This is a genomic window from Methanobacterium bryantii, assembly GCF_002287175.1.
GTDB lineage: Archaea > Methanobacteriota > Methanobacteria > Methanobacteriales > Methanobacteriaceae > Methanobacterium_D > Methanobacterium_D bryantii.
In genome coordinates this window covers 31,256-48,549 of sequence record NZ_LMVM01000038.1, presented here as the reverse complement: position 1 = coordinate 48,549, position 17,294 = coordinate 31,256, and the positions used below count along the sequence as shown (strand labels likewise).

General features: G+C 33.5%; 15 protein-coding genes. 7 read left to right on the top strand and 8 right to left on the bottom strand.

The window, feature by feature from the left end; genetic code table 11:
• The first annotated feature begins 197 nt into the window (after nt 1-197).
• Nucleotides 198-1,220 (top strand): adenylosuccinate synthetase, encoded by a 1,023-nt coding sequence (locus tag ASJ80_RS13325; RefSeq protein ID WP_048079962.1) that lies wholly within the window; start codon nt 198-200, stop codon nt 1,218-1,220.
• A 602-nt stretch (nt 1,221-1,822) separates the two neighbouring features.
• Nucleotides 1,823-1,954, top strand: a complete 132-nt coding sequence (locus ASJ80_RS17705; protein ID WP_255360715.1) for a hypothetical protein — start codon at nt 1,823-1,825, stop codon at nt 1,952-1,954.
• A 504-nt stretch (nt 1,955-2,458) separates the two neighbouring features.
• Here the strand turns inward: ASJ80_RS17705 and ASJ80_RS13320 are convergent.
• Nucleotides 2,459-2,854 carry a hypothetical protein gene (locus ASJ80_RS13320; RefSeq protein WP_069585243.1) on the bottom strand — a complete coding sequence of 132 codons (396 nt, stop codon included), beginning with the start codon at nt 2,852-2,854 and terminating at the stop codon, nt 2,459-2,461.
• A 293-nt stretch (nt 2,855-3,147) separates the two neighbouring features.
• On the opposite strand from ASJ80_RS13320, the gene ASJ80_RS13315 reads away from it, so the two are divergent.
• Complete coding sequence (locus ASJ80_RS13315; protein WP_069585244.1) at nt 3,148-3,978, top strand: methanogenesis marker 8 protein; 831 nt, start codon at nt 3,148-3,150, stop codon at nt 3,976-3,978.
• A gap of 248 nt (nt 3,979-4,226) precedes the next feature.
• On the opposite strand, the gene ASJ80_RS13310 is transcribed toward ASJ80_RS13315, so the two are convergent.
• The 4 genes from ASJ80_RS13310 to ASJ80_RS13295 all read right to left on the bottom strand — a co-directional run bounded on the left by ASJ80_RS13310 (nt 4,227) and on the right by ASJ80_RS13295 (nt 8,785).
• Entirely contained in the window at nt 4,227-4,406 is a 180-nt protein-coding gene (locus ASJ80_RS13310) for a hypothetical protein (protein WP_069585245.1), read from the bottom strand.
• 719 nt (nt 4,407-5,125) lie between these two features.
• Nucleotides 5,126-7,504, bottom strand: a complete 2,379-nt coding sequence (lon, locus tag ASJ80_RS13305; protein ID WP_069585246.1) for an endopeptidase La — start codon at nt 7,502-7,504, stop codon at nt 5,126-5,128.
• A gap of 128 nt (nt 7,505-7,632) precedes the next feature.
• Complete coding sequence (locus ASJ80_RS13300) at nt 7,633-7,980, bottom strand: ArsR/SmtB family transcription factor (protein WP_069585247.1); 348 nt, start codon at nt 7,978-7,980, stop codon at nt 7,633-7,635.
• Nucleotides 7,981-8,233: 253 nt separating this feature from the next.
• Nucleotides 8,234-8,785 (bottom strand): hypothetical protein, encoded by a 552-nt coding sequence (locus tag ASJ80_RS13295; RefSeq protein ID WP_069585248.1) that lies wholly within the window; start codon nt 8,783-8,785, stop codon nt 8,234-8,236.
• Between the two features lie 900 nt (nt 8,786-9,685).
• Here ASJ80_RS13295 and kaiC point away from each other — a divergent pair.
• The 4 genes from kaiC to ASJ80_RS13275 are packed head-to-tail and all read left to right on the top strand — an operon-like array spanning nt 9,686 to nt 13,310.
• Nucleotides 9,686-11,392 (top strand): circadian clock protein KaiC, encoded by a 1,707-nt coding sequence (kaiC, locus tag ASJ80_RS13290; protein WP_069585249.1) that lies wholly within the window; start codon nt 9,686-9,688, stop codon nt 11,390-11,392.
• 1 nt (nt 11,393) lies between these two features.
• On the top strand, nt 11,394-11,702 hold the full coding sequence (locus ASJ80_RS13285) for a circadian clock KaiB family protein (protein ID WP_069585250.1): 309 nt from the start codon (nt 11,394-11,396) through the stop codon (nt 11,700-11,702).
• A gap of 15 nt (nt 11,703-11,717) precedes the next feature.
• A complete protein-coding gene (locus ASJ80_RS13280; RefSeq protein WP_095652101.1) occupies nt 11,718-12,065 on the top strand; it encodes a circadian clock KaiB family protein in 348 nt (115 codons plus the stop codon).
• Nucleotides 12,066-12,083: 18 nt separating this feature from the next.
• Nucleotides 12,084-13,310, top strand: coding sequence for a PAS domain-containing sensor histidine kinase (locus ASJ80_RS13275; protein ID WP_069585251.1), 1,227 nt, complete (start codon nt 12,084-12,086; stop codon nt 13,308-13,310).
• Here the strand turns inward: ASJ80_RS13275 and ASJ80_RS13270 are convergent.
• The 3 genes from ASJ80_RS13270 to ASJ80_RS13260 form a co-directional block, all read right to left on the bottom strand.
• Nucleotides 13,307-13,564, bottom strand: coding sequence for an SWIM zinc finger family protein (locus ASJ80_RS13270; protein WP_069585252.1), 258 nt, complete (start codon nt 13,562-13,564; stop codon nt 13,307-13,309). The genes ASJ80_RS13275 and ASJ80_RS13270 overlap by 4 nt on opposite strands.
• 104 nt (nt 13,565-13,668) lie before the next feature.
• Nucleotides 13,669-15,945 carry a DEAD/DEAH box helicase gene (locus ASJ80_RS13265; protein WP_069585253.1) on the bottom strand — a complete coding sequence of 759 codons (2,277 nt, stop codon included), beginning with the start codon at nt 15,943-15,945 and terminating at the stop codon, nt 13,669-13,671.
• A 284-nt stretch (nt 15,946-16,229) separates the two neighbouring features.
• Entirely contained in the window at nt 16,230-17,003 is a 774-nt protein-coding gene (locus tag ASJ80_RS13260; RefSeq protein WP_069585254.1) for an exodeoxyribonuclease III, read from the bottom strand.
• Nucleotides 17,004-17,294 lie beyond the last annotated feature (291 nt).

The following is a 17,294-nucleotide window of genomic DNA, read 5'->3' as shown; positions in this document are numbered from 1 at the left end:
AGAAACTATAAAAAATTAATTCAACGATTTTAAGGGTACATTATAAAAAATAACATGTAATTTAAAAGATAAACTTAGTTTCAAATGTTTTCATGATTTTTAAATAAATTAATATAAAACTTCAAACTCTTAGGGGAAAGATTTTTATCAAGGTCTTCCCATAGTATAAGAGGCGAATAATTATGGAGAATTAAAATATGACATGTAGTATATTAGTTGGTGGCGCCTGGGGAGATGAAGGTAAAGGTAAATGTATCACTTATCTTTGTGACAATGATAAACCAGACATTATAGCAAGAGCAGGTGTAGGCCCAAACGCAGGCCACTCTGTTGAAATTCACGGCGAAAAATATGGATTAAGATTAACTCCTTCCGGATTTGTACATACTGGTGCAAGAATGCTCATTGGAGCAGGAGTACTGGTCGATCCTGAAGTTTTCATGCATGAAATGGAATATTTAAATAAATATAACGTTAGGGACAGGACTTTTGTTGATTATAGATGCGCAATTATCGAAAACAAACATAAAGAACAGGATCAGGCTTCTGATTATCTTAAAAATAAAATAGGAAGTACTGGAACTGGATGCGGACCTGCAAACTCCGACAGAGTTATGAGGACTATAAAACTTGCAGAACAATATGAAGAACTTGAAGATTATCTAACAAATGTTCCTCAAGAAGTAAACGACGCATTAGATGATGATAAAGAGGTTTTTATTGAAGGATCTCAGGGATTCGGCCTCTCTCTTTACTACGGTACATATCCCTATGTAACAAGCAAAGACACAACAGCGAGCACATTTGCAGCTGATGTAGGTGTGGGACCAACCAGGATTGATGAAGTAATAGCTGTTTTTAAATCTTATATAACTAGAGTTGGTGAAGGACCTTTTGCAACTGAAATAACACAGGAAAAAGCTGAAGAAATGGGTATTGAAGAATATGGTACCGTAACCGGCCGTAGGCGAAGAGTAGGACTGTTTGACATGGAACTTGCAAGGGAATCCTGTATGATAAACGGTGCAACTCAAATCGCATTAACCTGTGTAGATAAACTTTTCCCAAACTGTGAAAATGTAACAGACTATTCTAAACTTCCTGGAGAAGTTAAAAAGTTTATAGAAGAAATCGAAGGCGAAACAGGTGTTCCTGTAACTATAATTTCAACAGGACCTGACCTTGAAGATACCATTGATTTAAGAGATGAACTTTTATAATTATTTAATTTTACTTCTTTCTCATTTTTTTATTAGTTTAGGTATTTAGATACCCTCAATTTAAGAGATGAACTTTTATAATTTAGTTTTATTTTTATAATAAATTCTATTTTTTTTTAATTTTTCTTATTTTTTTAGTTTAATTTGTGTTATATCTAATGGAAAATTAATAAATAAAATAATTATTTGTTTATTTAGAATAAATTGCTAAAAATAACCCATGACATATGGGGCTGGGCAATAGAAAAAGCGTTAATTTTTAAAGTTTTAACTTTTTGTTAGATAGTTAAACTGGTATATTTTTTATAATTATATCGAAATTTACTGTCAAAAATCACAAGATTTTTGACGCGCAAAAATAAATTTTTGCGTGCTTCGTTATATGAGCCTATAACGAAGTTTATTAAAATTTTTTTTAAGATAAGAAAATTAATTATTGTATGCCCTGTGATACTTGTAAAAGAAATGGATATATCTGTGATCATGATTGGCGGAAGTCATGGATAAGAGGGTTGCAGCTGATGTGATTGTCATGGCAACACCTGTTTATTTATACCATGGGCGCAGATGAAAACTCTAATTGACAGAACATATCAAGATATATGGAAATCAAAGATAAAGACTTTTATTTCATTGCAACTGCGCAGTCACAAGAAAACAGGCTCTTGAAAGGATTATATGGAGATTTGGGGGATTTACTCCTGTACTTAGTGGCGCGAAAGAAAAAAGTGTAATCTATGGAACTGGAGCTCGAAATATTGGTGATATTAAAGGTAGCAGTGCAATGACAGAAGCCTATGGGAAAAACAGTATAAAAAGAAGAAATAAATAGATAAACACACGTGTATGGATGCAAAAAGTCCATGAATAAATTTTATTAGTGCACAAAATGGAGAAGGGGAAGTTAAAGAAGTTTTTCGAATATGGCTTTAGATAAATTTGCAGAGTTTGTATTGATGCTTTCTACGGTGGGGTGAAATTTTAATTTATGCATGAACTGAACTTTTAAACAATTATAACTAGCAAATGTGCTCATATTAACTGTTTGATCAGTTGAAACCCTGTTTTATCTTTTTAAAGCACTTAATAGATGATATGGTCATTAACTGGATAGCCTCCTAATGTTTAAGATATTTGTATGGACATGCAATATTTTTTTTAAACTGGCTCTGAAAATGTGATTACACATTATGAAACCTATAAAACATTTTTAAGGCAATTTGTAAAATCCATATCTCCTATTTATTCTTCATCGCATCAAAAGCTATATCAATTAAATCTCTTAATCCTGCACTGACATTGTTTAACTGATTATCTGCGGCATAATCTTTGATTTTACGTATTTGGTCTTCACGTAAGGTATAATTACGTGGGATCATGCGTGGTTTTTGTCTATGCTGGTATTCATCGAGTGCTCCGTGTATGAGCTGCAGTAGTCTTGTTATTTTTTTGATTTCATGTAGATTGGACGTATTTTCAAGTGCATCTTCAAGCAGTTCACGATCTTTTTCTAATCGTTCATTACTTGGTGAAGAGAATTTATTTGTTTCAAGTAGCTCTCTTAAAACAGTATTAAGATCTTCTTGTACATTCTCTAGATTTACTTTTAAATTTTTATCCTTAATTTTATCCATAACAGATCCCCTCCTACACTATACTATAGTATAGTGGTAGTATAAAAATATAGTTATTAATTGGAGTTGATTTTTTAATAGATTGCTGGTTAATGATTTGGATATGTTTGGCTAAAGTTAATTTAACGAATTAAATATTTTAGTAACGATATTATGGTCAGTATCTTTCCATTAAGTTATTTTGTGCTTTAAATGATTATAAAACTCAATAATTAACCATGATTAATAGATATGAAAATGTTATATATTTCCTCTGTGAGATTACAAATTAATCATTAAAATGAGGGATAGCAATGGATGAACATGTAATAGAAGCGCTTGGAAAAGCAAGGGTTGTAGTAAGAGATGGCAAAGTGGTGGAAGTTGGAGAACCAAAAATCAATTACTGCCCCCTTTTTGATAAATACAGAGGAATCAAAGAGATTACACCGGAGGCCGTAAAAGAAAATATAGAATTTAGAATCAAAGATTTTGGAATGTGTACTTCCGAACGAAAATTACGTATGAAAGATTTTTTATCGTTTGGAGTATCTGAAACACTGGGAACTCTTCTTGATGAAGGTATAATTGACTGCGCGGTTATTGTAAGCGAAGGATGTGGAACTACCGTCGTTGAGGATCCTGAGTTTGTTCAGGGTATGGCTGGCAGAATATCTGCATTTTTAAGCACATCACCTATTGAAAAAATCATTGTTAAGGTAGGGCCTGAAAATGTTCTTAATCCTGAAACTGCTGAAATTAACCAGATTAAAGGTGTACTAAAGGCTGTTGAGATGGGCCACAAAAAAATAGCAGTTTCGGTTATATCTGCAGAGGATGCAAAAACACTCCGAGAAATTGAAAAAGAACATGAAGGGGTTAATATTTACATATTTGCTGCCCATGTAACTGAAATGTCTAAAGAAGAAGCTGAAGAGCTGTTTGATTATGCAGATGTTGTAACTGGTTGTGCTTCAAAATATATAAGAGAAGTTGGTGAAGGGAGAGAAATTTTTACTGCAGGTGCCTCTATACCAATCTATGGGGCTTCAAAAGATGGAGAACACTTTTTAAAAATAAGAATTGAAAAAATAGGTGGATTAAAGGATAAACCTGATGCTAAGTTGCCTGATCCTTTAATTTAATTCTTTACTTTGGCTCTGTAGAAATCATCAGATATTTGTAAAATTATTCTTAAATTTTGTGTAGTATATTTAAATGTCGTACTTGAACCACAAAATATTATCTAATTTTTTCAATGTTTTCTGCAGCCTTTATTTTTAAATTCAAAGGAGTTTCTCTTTTTAAGTGCATAATTTTAAAAAATTCATAAATTTTTAAGATTTTTTTGGTGAAATTAGTGAAGTTTTGTATTAAATGTGCAATATCTGAATTATCGCTTTACTGCTATGCGTGAGTTATATGTGTTACAATAGGGACATTCAGGTCTAAACTCCAGAACTAATCTTTTTTCTCCATATACTTCTTCTAATCGTGCAGGAGCATCTTTTGCAATATCATATTCTTTTTGACAATTATCGCACTTTATGATCCATTCCCCTTTATTAACCATTTAGATATCCTCCAGAATTTAGGAGCATCTCAAATTAAAGATATTTTTTTAAGTGAGTACCCCTAATAGTATTAATTATATTATAATTAATATTATTTTCTATTTTGGTGACTTTTATCAGATATAAAAATAAAATTTAGAGAGTTAACTAATCTAAAGTTCAATCTTTGCAGTATAACAACTTCAATGTGAATATAAAAAAACTTAAAATATCCTGCCTGAAAAATTAGAGTAAAAATTTAAAGTCGATCCAAAATTCAAAATTCTTTAAAATTAGCATAAATAAAGCAGGACATATACATGCAGCTAACCATTTATGGGCAATTAACGAAAATAAATATTTCATAATGTCTAAAGTTTAAATATTAAATAAATGGTCTTTAAATAAAACATAACGAAAGAAAAATTTGTTCTGAATTAATCAATAAAGATATAACTTTTTTATTGTTAAATTAAAATTTCATATAGAAAAAAATACCCTATCCAACTTGGAGGTGAATTATGTATGCGTTAATTTTGGTTGAATAGGGAAATAAAAAAAATAAAAGTGAATATATTTTAACCCTCAAACACTTGTGTTTGAGTGAGGAGGATCCCTATCCTGCAAATATAAATTTTGATTTTGGAGGTAAATACTACAGAAAAATCATAGATTTTTCCTGAAATAAGTTAATGCAGGATAGGGAATTTTTTGGTCAATTTAATGGAAGCTTGGAGAATTAAGCTCCAGCTCCACCTGTTATCTGATTTGATGTCATGCTGTACATCACTGGTTTTGGAAGTTCAATACCAATGGTTTCACTTATGACGTCTTCCACTGTTTCAGCGAAGATGAATTTTATATCATCTTTAACGTCCTGTGGAATATCATCTAAATCGTTTTCATTATCATTTGGTAAGATAATTCTGTTTATTCCGGCACGATGGGCTGCAAGTACCTTCTCTTTAATTCCACCTACTGGAAGTACTGCACCTCTAAGTGAAATTTCACCTGTCATTGCCAGTTTAGGGTCAACTTTACGGCCTGTTACAAGTGATGCAATGGTGGTTAGTAATGCTACACCTGCAGATGGTCCATCTTTTGGAATTGCCCCTGAAGGAACATGGATGTGTAAGTCTTTTTTGTCAAACTCAATACCTTCTAAGTGGAATGCAAGTCTTGAGCGGATCAGGCTTTGAGAGATCTTAGCGGATTCTTTCATTACATCACCTAATTGACCTGTAAGAGTTAATTTTCCATTACCTGGCATGAAAGCACCTTCGATGAACAGGATGTCACCACCTACTGGAGTCCATGCGAGCCCTGTTACAACTCCTGGAGGGTTGTTTTTACCTGCCTGCTGCTGTGCGATAAGTTCATGCCCTAATATGTCGTATAACATGTCAGATTTAACAACGTAAGGTAAATCAACTGTACCAAGTACAACTTTCTCTGATGTTACCCTTGCAACTGCAGATAATTGACGTTTAAGTCCCCTTACACCAGCTTCTCTGGTGTATTTTTCAATGATTGTTTTTAAAGCTTCGTCCTCGATTTGAAGTTGGGTGTCATCTAAACCGTGATCTTCCAGTACCTCTCCGATCAAATGATTTTTAGCAATATGGAATTTCTCGTGGCTGGTATAGCTGCCGACTTCTATGATTTCCATACGGTCCCTGAGCGGTCCTGGAATATCTCTGAGTGAGTTTGCTGTTGCAATGAAGAATACATCTGATAAGTCGTAAGGCACTTCTAAGTAGTGGTCTGAGAAAGTGTCATTTTGTTCTGGATCTAATACTTCCAGTAATGCGCTTTCCGGGTCACCGTTTATTCCTGCTCTTATTTTATCCACTTCATCTAAGATGAATACGGGGTTTCTTTCACCTGCGCGTTTCATTCCCTGGATAATTCTACCAGGTAAAGCTCCGAGATAGGTTCTTCTGTGACCTCTGATTTCAGATTCGTCTTTAACACCACCAAGGCTGATTCTAACATATTTACGTCCTAAAGCTTCAGCAATGCTTTTACCTAAACTGGTTTTACCAGTTCCTGGAGGTCCTGCAAGTAATAAAATGGATCCCTGTTTGTTCTGTTTTAATTTCATTACTGTGAGGTGCTGAATGATCCTGTCTTTAACTTTTTCAAGTCCGTAGTGCTGTTCATTTAAGAGTTTCCTTGCAGCTTCTATGTCAATATCTTTGATCTTGCTTTTACCCCATGGAAGGGCGACAAGCAGGTCAAGGTAGTTTCTTATGACGTTTTCTTCTGAGCTGTGAGGGCCCTGTCTTTCAAGTTTAGCCAGTTCTTCAAGAGATACTTCTTTGACATCTTCAGGCATGTCTGCTTCTTCGATTAACTGCCTGTAATCTTTTTTACCGCTTCCGCCTTCTACATCGTCAAGTTCTTCTTGTATGGCTCTAAGCTGCTCTTTGAGCATGTTTTCTCTGTTTCTTTTGCTCATTTCTTCATTGAACTTTGCAGCCATTTCCATCTGGAACTTAACTGCTTCTTTTTGTCCAATTAAAATGTCTAAGAACTTTAAGCTCTTTTCTTTTAATGATCTTATTTCAAGTAAGGCCTGTTTTTCTTCAAGAGATATTCTCATGTAGGGGAAAACATAGGCTATGATTTTGGTTATATCATCTAATTTATTTACCTGCTCAACATATGTTTTTGAGCCTTTGAAGTTTTCACTTATTTCAGAAACCAGATATTTGATGTGTTTGAGTATATCTTCTTCATCTTCTGGATCTAAGTCCATTATATCTGGAATTAACCTGTAGGTTGCCCTGTAATTTGTACCTTCAGGAATTAGTTCATCTACTTCTACTCTTTCAACGATTTCCATTTTAATTTGATAGAAATCTTTCATCGCTTTGGCATTTTGAATTTTAATCAATGTACCTACTTGGTAGAAGTCTTCTTCGCTGTACAGTCCTTCAGTACTTCCTTCACGGACAGCAAGTGCAATTCCATAGAAGTCATCTGCTGCAACTCGCTTGTAGATTTCGCTACCAATTTTTTTACTAATTTTTAAGGTTATATCAGTCCTATTTAAATAAACTGTGTTTGGTATAACCAGTACAGACAATTCTTTGTTGATGTTCATTTCTGTCATGATATCACTCAAGGGTAGGTAATTCCTTTTTTAAGGCCAAATTAGGCTTTAATTATTGTTTTACTTTCCTTGATTTTGTAATTATGTTAATTTAATATCTACTGCGCAAATTTGATAATGGATAAATGTTATTCGCGCTTTCCTGATTTGTTGCACTTTAAAAAAAGGCAACCAAATAAAAAATCAATTTTTTCTTTGTGATTTATAAGGGCACTCCTGTTGAATGTGTAATATATATAGTTACCCTGTTTTGTTGCGTTGAGGATCTTCGCAGTTTTTAGTATCTTAAGATGTTGTGAAGCAGCTGGTTGGGTCAAACCCGTTATCTTTGCCATTTCAGTAACACTAACCTTCTCCATTTCGCCGGATGCTAATTTATAGATTAACATCAGCCGGTTAACATTTCCGAGCGCTTTGAACAATTCTTCCAGTTCTTCTGATAAGTCTGAGGTGTGTTCAGAATTTATCCTCAACATATTATATAAGTATATACTTATATACTTATAAAGCTTTCGGTTTTAGATACATTTTGTTAGAAAAAAATTTGTATATTAGTAAATTAGAAGATGTTTGATTTAAACTTTTCTAAAAAAATTCATCGATATTTTCAAAAATTTAATAGAAATAAATAATTATCTTCGGGATATTCTGTTACAAGGTCAGTAAGACTAGTTTTGTAGATTATTTAAAAATTAAAATTAAAAAAATTAAATATAAAAAGAAGGAAGACTAAGCCGTTTGGTTAGTTTCTTGTTTTGCTTGTTTGAACTTTGAAATTGCACTATCTGTTAAGTCTGCGGCGCTTTGCAGATCATCTGCATTGTTATTTTGCAACCCGTTGATTTCAAGTGTTAATGCTTGATTAAGATCTTGAAATCCTGATATTAACAAATTATGGAAATTTTGCAGGTTTTGCGGTGGAGTTAAACTTTGAATTTCTGTAAGTGCATTATTCAAGCTAGCTTTATCCTTTTGAAGTCGTGAAACAGCAGTATCTTGATCTATTGCTCCGTTTGCATATTTCTCAAGTATGGTATATGAATCATTTAAAGCATTATTTGCATTTTTACTTATACTGTCAACTTTGGTAGTGTAGTCGGATGTGGCTTTGGCTGAGGAAGTGCCGTTGGTCTGGGGTTGTGTATCTGTAGCAACAGATTGGATTGTGTTCGGATTATTGTTAGTTATTCCATAGATTCCTATTGCCATAACAAGTACTATAATGCATAAACTTGCAATAGCAATTTTACCATTTCTACTTAATTTTCTGATTTTATTCACCCCTTTATTCTATAAACAAATTCTGGAACTACTTTCAGAGTTAATCAAACATTTAATGACTTCTCTTACTTATTAACCTTTGATTAATCCAATAAAAGTATAATTTTAAGGTCAATGAATAACTCCAGATTTATCTAAAATTTTGATAATTCAAGGCATTATTATATTATTTTATTAATATTACATATATAATTATTACTATTTAAAAAATAGGCATTATTAAACCTGATAAAAAGTTATCAGTTACTTTAAAATAGAGAATGTGGGGATTTAAATTTACAAGTCGAGTTCAATGACATTTCTCAGAAAATGTTTAATCATTTAGTTATACATTAACGGTTATTGCTGCATTATTAAAACTAAAAATCGAGCTAGAAGAGACAAATTTAGTTTACTCATCCAAAATTTAGATTAATAAATTTTAGGGTATTATTTATACATTTTTCTATTTATTTGTGAATAAATATTTATATTATACAAAAAAATAAATTAATTATTAATTTTAATCTCTTATGTTTGGGGGTTGTAAAATCTCTCAAAAATTCCCTCAAAAAATCAATGATTTGTGACAGTAAAAATCATCGATTTTTACATGTTTGAAAAAAAACAAGTTTTTTTCAAAGGAAAAATAGAAACATTAGAAAACCTACGGTTTTCTATGCCCCAAAAATTCTATGAATTTTTGAGGGATTTTTCCATGTTGTGTAAATATTTAACGTGGATTACATGTTTTAAAGATATTCATATATAATTAATTAAAATTATTATGAGAGTATAATTCATACGCGTGTCATAGACATGAACAATCAGTCATAGATAGTTATTCTTTAGGTTAATAATACATATTTCAAAAATTCATCTTATATTTAGTAGTTATAGAAAAAAATAGAGGTAAATGGAATGTCAAACGCGGAAAATCTGTTAACTAGTGATGAATCTATACTTGAAAAAACTCTTACGGGTATTGAGGGTTTAGATGATATTACTGAAGGGGGATTACCTCAGGGACGTCCCACTTTAGTTTGTGGTGCTGCAGGTTGTGGTAAGACCATTTTTGCAATGGAATTTATTGTTCATGGGGCAGAAATGGGGGAACCTGGAGTTTTTGTATCCTTTGAAGAGTCTATTGAAGATCTTAAAAAGAATTTTATTTCAATGAACCCTGATTTAAATGACCTTATCGATCAAAATAAAATTTCATTTGATTATGTCCATATAGAGCGCAGTGAAATTGAAGAAACAGGAGAATATGATCTAGAAGGATTGTTTATAAGATTAGGATATGCTATTGATTCTATAGGGGCTAAAAGAATTGTTTTAGATACGGTAGAATCTCTTTTTTCAGGATTTAGTGCTGAAGCCTTACTCCGTGCAGAACTCCGCCGATTATTTCAGTGGCTTAAAAATAAGGGAGTTACAGCTGTTATAACTGGTGAAAGTGGAGAAAAAACACTTACTCGCTACGGGTTGGAGGAGTATGTTGCAGATTGTGTTATGCTGCTCAATAATCCAGTTGTAAACAAAATCACCACTCGAAATCTCAGAATAGTTAAATACAGGGGCTCTTCACATGGTACAAATGAATATCCGTTCCTAATTGACAAAAAGGGAATTACTGTACTTCCAATTACTTCTATAGGACTAGATCATCATGTATCTAATGAATATATTCCAACAGGTATCGAACGGCTTGACGCTATGATGGATGGGAAGGGATTTTATAAGGGCAGCAGTATTCTTGTTACTGGAAATGCTGGAACTGGTAAAAGTAGTTTTGCAGCGCAATTTGCAGATGCAGCATGTAAAAGGGGAGAAAAATGTATTTATTTGGCTTTTGAAGAATCTCCAGAACAAATTATCCGTAACATGAAATCAATTGCTATTGATCTTGGACACTGGGTTGATAAAGGGCTTCTAAAATTTCATGCAGCACGCCCGACACTCTATGGGCTTGAAATACACCTTGTAACTATATATAAACTGGTAAATGAATTTATGCCAGATATCGTTGTTATTGATCCTATATCTAATTTAATTACTGTAGGAAGTCCAAATGACGTTAAATCCATGTTAATACGTTTAATTGATTTTTTAAAGGACAATAAAATAACTTCAATGTCTACAAGTCTCTCAGTGATAGGGCATGTTGAAGCTGATGTGGGTGTTTCATCTTTAATGGACACATGGATTGATTTAAGGGCAAAAGAAATTAATGGTGAGCGAAATCGTACACTGGACATTATAAAATCTAGGGGCATGGCTCATTCAAACCAGATGAGGGAATTTTTATTAACGGACCATGGAATTGAATTAGAAGATGTTTATATGGGGCCTGCAGGGATTTTAACAGGCTCTGCGCGGCTTTCACAAATGGCAATGGAAAAAGCACAGAAATTAGTTCGCAAACAGGAAATTGAAAGAAAACAAAGGGAAATTGAACTTAAGCGCAGCTTAATGGGAACTCAAATAGCTGAAATCAAGTCTAAATTTGAAGCTGAAGAAGAAGAACTTGAAAGAATAATTGAACAGGAAAAATCAAAAGAAGAAGTTCTGGAAAATGATCGAAATGACATGGCCCGAATGAGAAAAGCTGATAAGAGGGATTAAAATGGATTTGGATAGGGAAGAATGTCCTGAATTTTGGGAATTAAGATTGTATGTCGCTGGCCAGACGCCCAAATCAATAGAAGCATTCGCAAATTTAAAAAAAATTTGCGAAACACATTTGAAAGGTAAATATCGTATTGAAATAATAGACTTACTCGAAAATCCGGAGCTTGCTAAGGGTGATCAGATTCTTGCCATTCCAACACTGGTCAGGAAACTTCCTGAACCTGTTAAAAAGATTATAGGTACACTTGCAAATGAAGAAAAAGTCATTGTAGGGTTGGATATACGTCCAACATGTAAAATGTAGATTGGGAGTAATATAATGAGTAAAAAAGTCATTGATAAATTAGAGGAGTTTGAAAATGCGCTTACTGCAGAAAAAAAAGGCGATAAATACATCTTACGTCTTTTTGTGGCAGGTATTAATCCTAAGTCTAGAAGAGCTATTGAAAATTTAATGGAAATTTTAGAAGAGAATTTAAAAGATCAATATGAACTTGAAATTATTGATATTTACCAGCAGCCAATATTTGCTAAAGAAGGACAGATAGTAGCAGCTCCAACTCTAATTAAGGAATTACCTCCACCTCTTCGAAGATTTGTGGGCGATCTATCTAACAAGGAAAAACTTTTACTTGGATTGGAATTAAAATCAAAGAATGATGAATAATAATATCATGGAGATAACATGAATAAAAGTGATGAATGCTCTAAAGAACTTGAAAAATTACGTTTAAGGCTTGCTGAAGCTGAAGAGACCTTAAATGCAATTCAAAATGGCCAGGTTGATGCTGTTGTTGTAAATGGTTCTAAAGGCACTCAGGTTTTCACATTAGAAGGTTCAGACTATGCTTACAGGATCCTTATTGAAGATATGAATGAGGGAGTAGCTCTGTTAACTATGGACCTTTCTATTTACTACTGCAACAGTAAACTGGCATCAATGTTTGATATGCCGCTGGAAAACATGATTGGAAAGCCAATAACTGATTTTATCTTCTTAAATCAGCTTAAAGAATGTAAAATTCCTATTGAAAGTGGTTCGGACAGCAGCTGTAAAGAAGAAATTTCTATAGAATCTGCTGACGGAACTTTGGTAACATTCCAAATTAATATCAGCTTCTTAAAGAAGATAGACGGTTATTATCTAATTGTAACTGATCTAACCGAGCAAAAAAAAGCAGAACAGGAACTTCATAATTTATTGAAAGATTTAGAGCGTTCTAATAAAGAACTCCAGCAGTTTGCTTACGTATCCTCCCATGACCTTCAGGAACCACTCAGGACTATTGCAAGCTTTACCCAGCTTTTAGAGCGGCGCTATAAAGGTAAGTTTGATAGCGATGCCGATGAATTTATGGATTACATTGTGGAAGCTGCTAAAAGAATGCAGCGCATGATCATTGATTTACTGGAATATTCCAGAGTATCTATGAATCAGGAAGAATTTGAAGAAATAGATACTGCAGAAGTACTTGATGAAGCGTTATTTAATTTAAGAGGTACTGTTGAAAATAATAATGCGATAATTACACATGATGACCTCCCTAAAGTAACTGCTGATAAAAATCAGCTTGTTAAAATATTCCAAAACTTAATATCCAATGCAATTAAATTTAAAAAAGAAAATGAACAACCTAAAATCCATATCTCAGCAAAAAAAGACCCTCAAAAAAATCAATATGTATTCAGCATCCAGGACAATGGAATTGGAATGGATTCTCAATATGCTGAACGTATTTTTACTTTATTCCAGAGACTGCATACAAGAGACGAGTATCAGGGAACTGGAATTGGACTCTCAGTTGCTAAAAAGATAGTCGAGCGCCACGGGGGCTGTATATGGGTGGAGTCTGAACTGGGTGTAGGCTCTACTTTTTACTTTACATTACCTACTGATCCAAAAATTAATTAATCTTCATTTTTCAGTTCAGCAACTTTGAAGAATGCTGCCCATAAATGTTTACAGACAAAACTACCGGGCTCTTTTTCACTTCTGTATTGATAATCATCACAGTCACAAAGCCACATGTTTTCATTCATGCTGACCTGATATGTATCATTTTTAGAGCCCTGCACGCTGAAGATCATTAAATCATCATCAAATAATTCAATTTCAACATTACCGTCTGTGTATAATTTAAAACCTTCATTCATCCTGTTTCCCATTGCTTAATCCTCTATGATTTAATTTTATTTTTGTATTAACTTGATTTTTAGATAATTCTATATTTATATTAATATTTACTTTAATAAACATATTTCAACAAAATTTATCTTTCCATTTCCATTAAATCAAACATCTGTTCAAGTATAAAAAGAGTCCCCTCTTTATCAAGTGGTTTATTATCGTTACCGCATTTTGGGGAGTATATACATGCAGGGCATCCCTCTTCACAGGTACAATCCCTTACAAGTTCATAAGTCATGCGGGTTATTTCTTCAATTAAATGGAATGCTTTCTCAGTTAATCCAATACCACCTTCAAATCCATCATAAATAAAAATTGTTGCCATTTTCGTATCAGGGTGGCTTGGTGTAGAAACTCCACCTATATCAAATCTATCACACATAACGTGAAACGGAATAATAGCTATCATGGCATGTTCAAGGCCATGTATACCGCCTTCAAAAATTTCTTTCCGGTCTATGGCGCATCTAAGACCTTCAGCTATACTTTCAGGTAGAGTAAACCACATACCTTTTGTTTTAAACTGAATTGGAGGTAACTTAAGGTTCCGCACGCTGACAACTTTGCTCTTTTCTAATACCTTATATTTTGGGTAATATTCACTTACTTTAAGTTCTCCAAATGATATATTCAAATTCCCAATAGTCCTTTTTTCAATTTCTTTAAATATTTTAATGTCAATGTCTTTTTGCACGCTTGTATGGCTGTTCACATCTTTTTTAACCACTTTTATAATATTTTTAGCCAGGTCAAATTCCCTTACAATGTAAGTTTCACCCTGATTAATCAGGACTGCCCCGTGGTGTGCTTCAGTGTATGCCTGTCTTTTATCCATGGTTTCAAGGATTTCTCCTTTGTAATATACCTTAAATATTTCGGAGGAAATATTTCCCAGATTCACCTTAAATGGAGGATATTCCGATCCGCAGTAAACCCATCCTTTATTTGTCTTTTCAATTAACCTGGAACCAATCAATGATTTTAGATGGTCTTCTACACCTGTTTCAAAGTCAATTTTCATCATATTGGGTTTTACAGGCATCTCCTTTGCAGCGCACATTAGATGTCCTTTTATAATCTGGAAATTGGACAGGTCAATTATGGCATGCTCATGGGGCTTGTCAAAAAAAACATCAGGGTGCTTCATAAAGTACTGGTCCAAGGGATTTTGAAATGCAACGAATGTCACGAGGGAATCAGAAGTTCCCCTGCCGGCTCTACCTGCCTGCTGCCACACTGACATTAATGTACCGGGGTAACCTGATATAATGACGCTGTCCAGCGAACCAATGTTTATACCGAGTTCAAGTGCATTTGTAGCAGTTACTCCTTTTAATTTACCATTTTTAAGATTATCTTCTATTTTACGCCTGTCTTCTGCAAGATAACCTGCCCTATATGCAGATATCTTATTTACAAGTGACGCATCGATCTCTGCAACTTCCTTTTTAGAACGCCTTGCAATTAATTCCGCCATTTTTCTGGAGGTAGTAAAACAAAGGGTCTGCAGGTTGTTAAGTATAAATAACTGGAACAAACCCTGAGATTCTACGTGTGTTGTTGTCTTTCCCACTCCATCATAATATGGATTATAGAATATAAAATGTTTTTTTCCTTTGGGGGAACTATCTTCAGATATTAAATTAAATTTAAGGCCAGTTAATTTCTCACTGAATTCAATAGGGTTTGCAATGGTAGCTGTGGATAAAATAAATTGTGGATCAGACCCGTAATAGTTGCAGATCCTCTGAAACCTCCTCAGTAAGAATGCAACATTGGACCCAAAAACACCCCTGTACTGGTGTGCTTCATCTATTACGACGAATTTAAGGTTGCTGAAGAAGTTTTCCCACTGGTGGTGCCATGGTAAAACATTGTGCAGTTCATAGGGGTTGGTTATAACTATTCTGGAATCCTTTCTAATTTTCCTTTTTTTAGTAGGCGTAGTGTCCCCATCATATACCTCTGGATTCAGGTTCATTCCGCAGTACTTCTCAAGTTCCTTCATTGATTTCAGCTGGTCGTTTGCAAGCGCTTTTGCGGGGTAAATATAAAGCGCTGTAGCATTCTTATCCTGACTTAACTTTTCAAAAATAGGTATATTGAATGCAAGGGTTTTACCAGATGCAGTAGGCGTGGTTATAATTACATTTTTCCCGCCTCGAAGCAGATCTATGGCGCTGCACTGGTGTTTATACAGTTTTATATTATTTTTGTGCAAGTAATTCTTTATAAATTGTGGTAAAACAGCTTTAGTATCTCCATAAACTGCTTCTTGTGGTTTTAGGACACGTGTATGTTCCAGCCTGTTTTTATACCACTTTTTTGATTTCAATGAGTTTAATACATTTTCTATCATTGGTTGTTTCCCTAGTTATTTTGAGTCAAAATAAGAATCAAATAAAAACTCCATATTTTATTTATAATCCGCGTGAAATTATTATAAAACATGTCATTATTTTAAATTCAAGTTTTAAGCTTCTTTTCATCTTTATAATTAAAACTAAGATTTATATTTTTTCTTATTATATGTCTGTTACTAATTTATATAATAGATTAAAACTGAATTTTTTTTAGTTATCCTGTAGATTGTAGAAATGGCCTATGAATTTTTTAAAATTCATTTAAAATAAAAATAGGATATTAGCCCACTTCAATATCCAAACCAACAGGGCAGTGGTCAGAACCCATTACCTCTGCAAGTATATAAGAACACTTTACTTTATCTTTAAACTCTTCATTTACAAAGAAATAATCCAGTCTCCAGCCTACATTCCTGCTTCTGGCACCTCCTCTGTAACTCCACCAGGTATACTGATCTGGATTTTTATTGAACATTCTAAGGGTATCGATATAACCATGGCTTAGAAATTTATCAATCCACGCACGTTCTACTGGTAGAAAGCCTGAATTTTTCTCATTTGCTTTCGGCCTTGCAATATCTATCTCTTTATGTGCGGTGTTCAGGTCCCCGCAGATTACCACGTTTTTACCGTTTTCTTTTAATTTATTGGCATGATCAAGGAGTGCGTCGTAGAATTCTAACTTGTAGGCAAGCCTTTCATCGGACATTTTGCCGTTGGGGAAATATATGTTGAGGAGGACGAAATCATTGTAATCTGCAATCAGTATCCTGCCTTCGCTGTCAAATTTAGGGATTCCAAAACCGTATTCCACTGTTTTTGGTTTTATTTTGCTGTATATCGCGACACCGCTGTAACCTTTTTTTTCTGCCTCGCAGAAATAGGAATGGTATCCTTCAATGCTTTTCAATGCTCGAGGAAGTTGTTCTCTGGCAGATTTTGTTTCTTGAACGCATAATATGTCTGGACTTTCAGATTGAAGCCATTCAATGAATCCTTTTTTATGTATCGCCCGCAAGCCGTTTACATTCCATGATAAAATTTTAGTTTTCATGCTTTCATTCCGTGTTCTTTAAATTTAGCTGAATAACATTTCAGTAACTGTTTTGTGCCTAAACTGTTACCATTGCATAAACTTATGAGTTGCTTATTTTTAATTTTGAAGTGTAAATTATTTTAATTAAATTTTATAAATAATATATAGGAAACTAAGTTGATAAACCCTTTTCAATAATTATGAATTTATTTTAAAGGTTGAGATCAGTTATTACTTATAATAACTTTAATAAGTAATGAAAATTAAAATTAGCTGTATTATATAACACTAAGACTAGGGGAGAGATTA

Bases quoted from the DNA above. Each gene is read 5' to 3' on its own strand.
- ASJ80_RS13325 (WP_048079962.1), top strand. From the start codon at position 198: ATGACATGTAGTATATTAGTTGGTGGCGCCTGGGGAGATGAAGGTAAA.
- ASJ80_RS17705 (WP_255360715.1), top strand. From the start codon at position 1,823: ATGGAAATCAAAGATAAAGACTTTTATTTCATTGCAACTGCGCAGTCA.
- ASJ80_RS13320 (WP_069585243.1), bottom strand. From the start codon at position 2,854: ATGGATAAAATTAAGGATAAAAATTTAAAAGTAAATCTAGAGAATGTA.
- ASJ80_RS13315 (WP_069585244.1), top strand. From the start codon at position 3,148: ATGGATGAACATGTAATAGAAGCGCTTGGAAAAGCAAGGGTTGTAGTA.
- ASJ80_RS13310 (WP_069585245.1), bottom strand. From the start codon at position 4,406: ATGGTTAATAAAGGGGAATGGATCATAAAGTGCGATAATTGTCAAAAA.
- lon (WP_069585246.1), bottom strand. From the start codon at position 7,504: ATGACAGAAATGAACATCAACAAAGAATTGTCTGTACTGGTTATACCA.
- ASJ80_RS13300 (WP_069585247.1), bottom strand. From the start codon at position 7,980: ATGTTGAGGATAAATTCTGAACACACCTCAGACTTATCAGAAGAACTG.
- kaiC (WP_069585249.1), top strand. From the start codon at position 9,686: ATGTCAAACGCGGAAAATCTGTTAACTAGTGATGAATCTATACTTGAA.
- ASJ80_RS13285 (WP_069585250.1), top strand. From the start codon at position 11,394: ATGGATTTGGATAGGGAAGAATGTCCTGAATTTTGGGAATTAAGATTG.
- ASJ80_RS13280 (WP_095652101.1), top strand. From the start codon at position 11,718: ATGAGTAAAAAAGTCATTGATAAATTAGAGGAGTTTGAAAATGCGCTT.
- ASJ80_RS13275 (WP_069585251.1), top strand. From the start codon at position 12,084: ATGAATAAAAGTGATGAATGCTCTAAAGAACTTGAAAAATTACGTTTA.
- ASJ80_RS13270 (WP_069585252.1), bottom strand. From the start codon at position 13,564: ATGGGAAACAGGATGAATGAAGGTTTTAAATTATACACAGACGGTAAT.
- ASJ80_RS13265 (WP_069585253.1), bottom strand. From the start codon at position 15,945: ATGATAGAAAATGTATTAAACTCATTGAAATCAAAAAAGTGGTATAAA.
- ASJ80_RS13260 (WP_069585254.1), bottom strand. From the start codon at position 17,003: ATGAAAACTAAAATTTTATCATGGAATGTAAACGGCTTGCGGGCGATA.